Below are 9,173 nucleotides of genomic sequence, written 5' to 3'. Positions count from 1 at the left end.
AGAATATTATCGTACTCTTCATTGAAATTAGCAAAAGAAACATTAGTAATTATAAGTGAATCACAAATAAAGTTTGTAATTTCTTCATTTGTATTATTATAAAATTTATTTATTAAGCTGCCCTTGTTATCAATAATTATGTTTCGTGTTTCCATCCAAATATTGTTTATTTTTTCTAAAAATGTTATGAATTTTTCATCGTTATTTTTAATTGCTTTATAATAAAGCATAAGTTCTTTTGAGCTATCGTTAATGAATGATTTGTTCTTCGGAAGTGTGTCGAAGAAAACAGCTCCTCCCCCAACAAATGGTTCAATATAATTGTCAATAATTTTTGGTTGATATTTTTTAATTATTTTTAACTCTGCGCTTTTACCACCAGGGTATTTTATTATTGGTTTAATAGGTCTCACCTCAGTTTTATATATTATTAACTCGATTTTATATTATATCATAAAGTAACTTTGCTAGAACATATTCTTACTTTATAAAAAGGAAAAGTTAGCATTTTTCAATTACTAACCTTTTAGAATCCATTTTTGTCTTGCTTGAGGATTTAATGGATGCATAATATCGTTAGTTTTTGGATTGATGAGCTTCTTAATTTTCTTCTTATGTTCTTTAAGTAATTCATATACTTGTCCAACCCTAGCCTGGACGTTCGGCTTTTTGGCATATGATCCCCAAGCTAGTATCACTGCATCACTATCTGAAGCAGCCTTCATAATATGAATGTCACTGTGTTTATCGTAAGCATCCTTCGAATGCTTTAAGTTTTTAGGTGTAGTGATATTTGAATAAAGATTAACGAAGTGCACTGTACCAATATCTTGTTGTGATAGTTGATTGATAATGAGTTGTGTAGTGAGATCGATATTTATAATGCCATCGTAGTTTGGATACATTGTGATGACTGTAGCAGTCTTCTTGCTATCGTCCCATGTCTTTGTTAGTAAGTAGCGGTGAGTTCTCTTTTCGTCAAAAATTGCAGTAGTGACAAGTGTATTTGTGATATTTTCCATTGATTTTATCTCCTTAATATTCATTTGGTAATAACATAATGTAATAAGAAAGGTCTACGTCATCTTCTCTTATAATGTAGACCTTATTGATATCGATAGACTGTTTGACATTTGCCTTATGTGTTTTGACATACTCAGGCCGTTCTTGTTTGTGTTTGATATATAGTTGGTTATTGTGCATATTGAATTGGAATATATGAAAATAATCCAATGATTCCTTGCCTTTTGATTGTGTTTGTTCTCGTCGTGCTACGAGTTGCCACAATTGTTTTTGTAAGGTGATAGGTAAGCTATTGGCAATACCACGAGTGATATATCTATTCATAAGATATCTCCTTTCGTTCTGATTCTTTCATCCATGTAATGATTTCGCTTAGGATAGTTATGACTAATTGTGTTAGTTTGATATATTTATGCATTTTATTGTCCTCCTGTTAGTAAGTATCGTTCATCCAAAAGGGGCATGATGGTGTTGTGTAGGTATAAGAAATCCATATCGTGGTTTTCATCAATATAACCAATGGCTATGAGCTGTTTCTGATAGTAGAGAATGAAAGGGTAGATATTACTTTCGTGAAGTGTATCAGAGTAGTAGGTGTAGGTTTGAAGTATTTTATTACTGAGTGGCCCAAGCCTTACATATTGGTCAGGTAAGATATGATCAGCGATTTCCTCGATAGATTCAGATTCCCACTTTTCATCTTTTGGCAGTTTGAATAAGTTGGTTATATAGTGCTTGAGTTGTTGTTCTAGTGTCATCATTATGACCTCCTAATGTGTTTGATGGATGTATGCATGTGATACATCATTTTGATAATATAAGTTTGAAATACCATTTGTTTCGCCTAGAAATCCCACTGAAATACAGAAAAGATTCCAATAGAAAGTCGTCACAATTGTTGATATGACAAGGAAATCCCGTTATCCCGCTCATTTCTCGGGAAATATAGCTATATATTTATATATCATTTGGATTAATAGGTGTGGTTATGATTTACTTTTTTCTTTTTATATTATTTATTTATAAATAATAATGGGATTTTGGGATTACGCTTGCGTAATCCTTCTCTTACATGAAGTTAGCCAATCCCGTTACTATCCCACTTATATTTTGTTTTGGGATGTTCTTTCGTCATATCAATATAAGCTTCACATTGAGCCATGATTTGTTAGCGTGTTGAATATATTTGTTAGATGAGTGTTATTGAATGACGAAAGGACAGTACATTTGTATTAGATTTGAAGAAAGAGCGTTTGAGGCAAAAATAAAGACGAAGTGCTGAGGAGCACTTCGTCGAGTGGGGTATCATTGAAAAGTTGTTTAATAATTTCATTATTGAGTTTGAGTGTAACGTAGAACTGTTTTTTATGATTACCGTCTTTACGAATATCAATACGGTCAATGACTGTAAGATATAATGCTTTGAGCTGAGCTTTGTCCATAGTCTCTATATTTTGAAATATACGACGTAATATAACAGATATTTGTTTAGTATCGTAAGAGGGTTTTTCTTGATTTTGTTGGTGCTTGAGTTGATTCATTTGATTTGTAATGTCATTGAGTTGTGTTTCATATTGATGAATGGTTGGTTTGAGTGCAGATGTTAAGTCTGGATTGTCTTCGATTGTTTTAATCAAGTTGTCTAGTTTCGCATGGACTTCATCAAATTGTTGTTGTTTATAAGCAATATCATGGTTAAGTGCTGCTACATCTATATGATTCTCTTGATTGACGCGTTCGACAACTTGCTTGAGAACTTTATCGCTTTTGACAATTTCGAGTATTTGATCCATAACATATTTTTCTATGACATCAGCTCTAACACTATTGGCAGAACACACTTTCGATCCTTTGTTGCGAAAATTACTACAGGAATAATAGCGTATTCGCTTTTTTGTACCATCTTTAAGTGTATTGGTTGTCGTGCTCGCAGACATAGAAGCAGAACATTTTGGACACGAAATTAACCCAGTTAAAATATTTGTCCCTTTACCATGAACTTGTGGTTTTTTGCTGACTTGCTTCTTACGAGCTTGTACTTTATCCCACAGCTCTTGACTAATGATAGGGGAGTGCTTTCCATTAGCAATTACTGGATTATCATTTAATCCCTTACGACGTTTTTCATTCCAATCTTTGTATTTGGCAAATTGAATTTTACCAATATAGAATGGATTAGATAAGATATAGGTCACTGAACCAATACTGAATGGTTTACCTTTTTTAGTGACATAACCTTTATAGTTGAGAGCATTGGCAATTCTACGATATCCATGGCCTTTAGCATATGATTCAAAGATGTATTTAACGATATTGGCTTCATGTTGATTAATCATGAGTTCATGCTTATTATCTGGTATTTTCTCATAGCCTAATGGCAAATTACCTTGATAATAGCCTTCTTGAGCGCGTCGGGTTTGGCCCATGAATACGTTCTCGACAATATTATTTCTTTCGAATTCCGAAAAGGAAGCTAGAATTTGTAGCATCAGTTTACCACTGCTTGTATTAACTTCCATACGCTCAGATAAGCTGAAGAATTCGACATTTTGACGATGAAGGTCTTCAACAATTTTGAGTAAGTCAGAAGTGTTACGTGCTAGTCGGTTTGTTTTGTAGACCATAACAGAATCGATCTGACCTTCGTTCGCATCTTCTAACAAACGTTGTAGTGCTGGTCGGTTCATAGATTTTCCAGAGATACCTCTATCCGCGTATACATCTACAACAACAAAGTTATTGAAATCACAATATTCTCGAATTTGATTGATTTGTCCATCGATACTATATCCTTCAGTACTTTGCATTTCTGTTGATACACGGACATAGATACCGACACGTTTTTGTTTAAGTTGTTGCATATTTTTTCATCCTTTCTTATTTAGGCAATTGATGATTGCCTGGTTTGATTAACAATGTTTAGTGGCTCATTTTTGAAATAGATACCAACAAGGGCTTTGTTTTTAGTAATATGAATGACATCGATAAAGGGATATAACATGTTTAACGTGAAACGTTTTTGTATCACATTATGAAATGCGCTTTGGATACGCTTAGAATTGATAGATGTTAGCGTATTTTGTTGGTGTAAGGTTTGTATTTCTGTTTTGAATGTTTCTGCATCTATCGTTCCTTTGGCTAACTTATTGATGAGTTGTGCTTGGGTATACGTGCGCTTAGTTTCCAGTGTGTTTTGTTTTTGGATGTGTTGTTGAATGGCATCATTTATTTTGGAATAGACCTGTTGGTCTTGAAAGAAGTGTTGACATGTTTTTAAAACACTTGTTTCTATATCTTTAGCGTTAATCCCTTTAAAGTCACAGACAAAACGAGATTCATTCATATTTCGAGGACAGACATAATAACGTAATGTATTATGTTGCTTTCTTCTAATTGTCATATTTGTAAGTATGGCGCCACAGCATGGACATTTGATTTTTTGTTTCAGTTGATTAGCTGAAGGTGTTCGTTTGACATGTTTTTCAGACCGTAAAATCTGCGCTTGTTCATAGCTACTGATAGAAATAATAGGTGGAAACATGTTGTCATATTGTCCATATTGATTGATAACGCGACTACAGTAATTAGGGTTCATAATAATGTTACGTACTTGATATGGTTTTCGGTTGATTAACTTATTATCTTTTTCCAAATATTGTGCAATCTTTTTGTAACCATACCCTTGAAGATAGTATTTGAATACTGCAGTCACCGTTTGTGCTTCTACTGGGTTGATTACAAATGTGCCTTTATAATAATGATATCCAAAAGGTGCATGTGTGGTAATCAGTTTACCTTGACGTGCTTTTTCTTTTATCCCGTTGCTTACTTGTTCACCAATATTATTTGACTCAAGTTCAGCTAATGAAATGAAGATATTGAGTTTTAGACGATCAAATGATTTGTTTAAGTCAAAATAGCCATCGTTAACACTCAAGATATCTACATTGTACTGCTGGCATAATTTAATTAATTTTAGCGCATTTTTCAAATTACGATGAAGTCGATTCAGACGATAACAACATAATACGTCACATTGTCCCTGTTGAATCAGTTCAGTAATTTGTTGGTAACCATTCCGCTTATCAGTGCGTCCTGATTGCTTATCGCTATAAAAGGTAATGTGTTGAATATTATGCTTTTCGGCTAATGCCTTGATGGTTTGTTTCTGGGCTGAGAGTGATTGTTGTTTGAGTGTACTTTGACGTAGATAACCTATTGCTTGTTTCATCCTGTTTCCTCCTTCCAAATTGATAATATATATTTATGAACGAATTTATATATAAGCCCAACACCAGTGAGGTGTTGGGCGTTATTATTAGTCATCAGAGTGATTGATTTCTTCAATCACTAAATCAACGAGTAATGTGATTAATTCGTCCAATGAAAAGACCTCCGATTCTATAAAATATTTAAGGATTTGATAATATGATAAACAGTCATTCTGTCGTCTCTTGTACTTTTCACAAAGAAATTAGTGAGAGCTACCTCATTCATAAATTCAGGGTGCAATTTATAAAGTATCAAGAGTTTACGTTGTGTCTCAGTTAACGTATAGGATTCTATATCATAGTCATGATCAATATAATTTACGACTAATTGTTGATTCTCTAATTCGACCAAAGAGCATAATGTGTATTGTGTTAATTTGAATTTAGTATTCATTTTAATTTCCTCCAAGTATTTGATTAAGTAAGCTACAACAGCCTTTAGGGTGTTATAGCGATATTTTATAATCCTAAATCGTCATTTGCTTCGGATTGTTTAGCTTTCGTTACAAAATCTTCTAGCAAATTTTTATTTGTATTATCAACGAATGGTGGTGGTATGCTAGGTTCTGTTTTAGAACTCAAACCAAACATTGAAGCATAAGTCATATCTAGCTTAAGATGGTAAAAGACAATAGTCTTCTTTTTGCCATTAGAATCTGGGACACTACGTTTTGTAGTTTTACGGTTGCGGTCAGATTGGATATAATCTTTATCGCGTAAAGCATCTATAACTGTGTTTACATCTTGAAAATGATTTTCGTCCAACATATTTTTGAATACATTGGTAAGCATTTTAACTTGAATATGGTCTTTTTTAAGTTCAATAAGTCCATAATTTTCTATCATTGTTGAGAGTTTGCTATCTTCAGAGAATTTGCCACGATTTTGAGCTACAAACTGAACAATGATTTCGATAGCTTTCTCTGCTAGTGAGCGTTCTGAAACTGACTCCAAATGATAACTAACCAAGTATTCTCTTACTGCATCCATATCGATAGGTATAGCAATAACACGTTCGAATATACGAGCAGATGTCGTAATCACTGCATAGCGTTTGAACATACGAATACCAGTATTACTCGTTTCATTTTTTAGTTGGTTTTTGAACCAATCATGTTCCGCTTGAAACCATTTAATTACTTCGTCTTCACGTTTTAAAAGATATTCAGCTACTAATGGCATGATATGTCCATAATTGACCGATGTAGCCCTTTTAATTGCATCTGCATTGTCAGCGCTTGTTGTAAAGGCTTCAGATATTTCAATCGTACGGACGTTCAAACCATCATTACGTGCACTATTATTTAAAATACTGTGTTCTGCCGTACTTATCACTGTGGTGCCCCAATTTTTGAGTGCTTTGACATTACCATCAATATTAGAGCGTTGTCGGCCTTGTCCCTCTGCCAAACTGTACAACAATCCAGTAGTGTCTTTGAAGGTTGCAGCTGACAATTCATCTAATACGATAGGCACACCAAAGTTACTACTTAAATATCCTTCAAGCGCGTTTCTAGTACCATTCCATGATCTAAACAGAGTATTACTACCTTTAGTAGGGTTGCCGGCTATTGAAACAGCTAAAGCAGCTGCAGTCGATTTACCTGTGCTTGAATTTCCCATAAATGAGAATATGGTTCCCGCAAACTCGACCTCATGTCTTGTTTTTAGGAAAGCCGTAACTAATGAAGAAGCAGCAAATACTACTGCAAGTTCTAGTAGTAAGTTCCCTTTAACTTGTTTTAAGTACATCTCCCACCAGCCTTTGAAAGTACCTTTTGGTTGTAAATCATAGTGTGTTTCACAAATGATTTCATTAGCTTGAGATTGCTCTATTTCTTTTGAAAAGTATGGTTTATCCAATGAAATGACCATACCTTCATCATCAGACTGTAATACACCTACGCCGGTATATAATTTAGATAATGGAAGTGACTGGCGCATCGATTGTAACGCATAGCTTAATGATTTAATGTACCGTTCATTGATGTTGAAGCCGTACTTAATCAATCCAGGTAGCTTGAAAGATGTTAAGATATCTGATGCTTCAATACGTTCAGTATTTTTTCCGTCTGTAATAACCAATTTCTCAACCCCTGTAGACGGGTCGAGAAATTTATTTTCAATAATGATGGGACTAGACAATTGAATAATTTTTTCTACATCATTGTTACTTTTAGGTGGAATCACTTCATAAAAGCCATTTGAATTTAAAAAATATGGATATTGCTTGAATATGTTGTTAGTCATAATAAATCTCTCCTTTGCTATATAAGCATTAAATTTGTGTTGCTAAATACATATTAAAGGAGAATTAAACGCAAATAAGGAGGTCGTCCATAAACAAAAAAAATGGACGACCTCCTTTGGTAGTGCTATTCAAATTTTAAATTGTCTAAGGTTTCACTTAGAGTTTTTGCGATAGACCAACTAGATAAATCATTGACTTGTTTACTGACGATTTCGTCTTTAATTTGAGTAGATTTTATTTCTTCAAATAAGTGGAAAGCGTTCGTTAATTCGGTAATGTTTATTTTTGAAAGTGGCTCAATATCTTCATTAAATGAATATTTATCTAATAAAAGATGAATTCGATACAAGTCATTTAAGAAGCTCTCTACTTGATTTGGACTCATACCATCATCAATATAAGATTGGCGATTAGTATAAAATAGGTTAGAAAATTTAGATAATGACAAATAAAATTCTTTATAAATATTGAGAAACTTATCGTTTGATATTAATGGCTTGGAGCTATTTATTATATTGTCTAGACGTGATTCAAAATTTTGTAAATCAAAAGTACTGTTTTTATATTGATTTATAGTATTAATAATTCTTTGATAGTTAGAAAATAAGTCATTTTCAATACCGAGAAAGTATCCATTAACATTGAATGGATATTTTACAATTTCTTTTTTTCTTAATTTTTCACGGATTTTCGATTCATCAGTTTGTATATCATCAGTCACAATTTTATGATTGATTCTTTTATTCAAACTTGGAAGGTAGAGTTTGTTTAATATATCAATAATGAAAAAATCTAATAATTTGTTATCAGTACGTTCACTATACTCATCTATAGTTGGCTCATTTGATATATATCTAGCTACTTCATGATTTACATTTGAATACTTGGAATCATCAGGTTCTACTTGGTTGTATATAATAAAATTTTCGGGATTGTTTTCTTTATTATATTGATGAGCTTTATATAATTGCTTGAAATTGAAGTCATTATCAAATGTCATATTATCTTCCATTAATGTTTCAAACAGTAACTCGTCAATTCTATGTGCTAATTTTCTATATAATTTTGAACTCTTATCTAAATCTAGAGAATTTGTATAATTAAAAAATGAAGACAATGCATCATTACACTTTGACTGAGCACTAAGCCATTCTAAAGTAAAAGAATAGTTTTCAGATGCATAAATTTGCGCTTTTAATGCATCATTTTTAATATTATCAATTGAATCGCTGATATTAGTAATATAGCTAATAAATTGACTATTATTTTTCTTTAATGCTTCCTCTCTTAAATCTATGTCATCAAATTTTTTAGCAGATGTTGGAACAGGAAAGTCCTCAATATTATTTAGCAAAATTTTAAATAATTCTAATTCAAATAAGTTAAAACTGTAACCGCTATTGGTTGCTGATGGATTGGATTTGTATCTAGTGATATCTAACTTATAAACTCGTTCGAGCTTATCCATACTATTCTTAAACATTTTTTCACTTAAGTTACATTCTTTCATTAAATCTTTTCCTGTAAAATATTTGTAATTTTCAAAATTCAAAGTGATAGTCCTTTCAAACCGTCTTTTCTGGTTATATTTACTTTAAATATATTATAAACTAGAATCAATACTAATG

The 9,173-nt window shown here is 32.5% G+C and carries 8 protein-coding genes; all 8 read right to left on the bottom strand.

From position 1 onward, the window contains the following. A partial coding sequence (locus tag CD129_RS09095; RefSeq protein ID WP_256681908.1) for a DNA adenine methylase occupies positions 1–413 on the bottom strand: 413 nt, incomplete at its 3' end. Between the two features lie 105 nt (positions 414–518). Next, positions 519–1,022 carry a DUF1643 domain-containing protein gene (locus tag CD129_RS09090; protein ID WP_115336942.1) on the bottom strand — a complete coding sequence of 168 codons (504 nt, stop codon included), beginning with the start codon at positions 1,020–1,022 and terminating at the stop codon, positions 519–521. A gap of 13 nt (positions 1,023–1,035) precedes the next feature. Further along, positions 1,036–1,347 (bottom strand): DUF960 family protein, encoded by a 312-nt coding sequence (locus CD129_RS09085; protein WP_115336943.1) that lies wholly within the window; start codon positions 1,345–1,347, stop codon positions 1,036–1,038. A gap of 95 nt (positions 1,348–1,442) precedes the next feature. Continuing rightward, a complete protein-coding gene (locus CD129_RS09080; protein ID WP_115336944.1) occupies positions 1,443–1,781 on the bottom strand; it encodes an SAUGI family uracil-DNA glycosylase inhibitor in 339 nt (112 codons plus the stop codon). A gap of 474 nt (positions 1,782–2,255) precedes the next feature. Further along, entirely contained in the window at positions 2,256–3,884 is a 1,629-nt protein-coding gene (gene ccrB / locus CD129_RS09075) for a cassette chromosome recombinase CcrB (RefSeq protein WP_115336945.1), read from the bottom strand. 20 nt (positions 3,885–3,904) lie between these two features. Then, positions 3,905–5,254: a cassette chromosome recombinase CcrA gene (gene ccrA, locus CD129_RS09070; RefSeq protein WP_115336946.1), complete on the bottom strand. Its 1,350-nt coding sequence runs from the start codon at positions 5,252–5,254 to the stop codon at positions 3,905–3,907. A 499-nt stretch (positions 5,255–5,753) separates the two neighbouring features. Then, a complete protein-coding gene (cch1, locus tag CD129_RS09060) occupies positions 5,754–7,544 on the bottom strand; it encodes a cassette chromosome replicative helicase (protein ID WP_115336947.1) in 1,791 nt (596 codons plus the stop codon). Positions 7,545–7,669: 125 nt separating this feature from the next. Next, complete coding sequence (locus CD129_RS09055; RefSeq protein WP_115336948.1) at positions 7,670–9,097, bottom strand: DUF6038 family protein; 1,428 nt, start codon at positions 9,095–9,097, stop codon at positions 7,670–7,672. Positions 9,098–9,173: the final 76 nt, after the last annotated feature.

The sequence above is a fragment of the Mammaliicoccus fleurettii genome (assembly GCF_003970575.1).
In the GTDB taxonomy this organism is placed as follows: Bacteria; Bacillota; Bacilli; order Staphylococcales; family Staphylococcaceae; genus Mammaliicoccus; species Mammaliicoccus fleurettii.
Note: the sequence above shows the minus strand (reverse complement) of the source record. Positions and strands in the feature narration are given on the sequence as shown.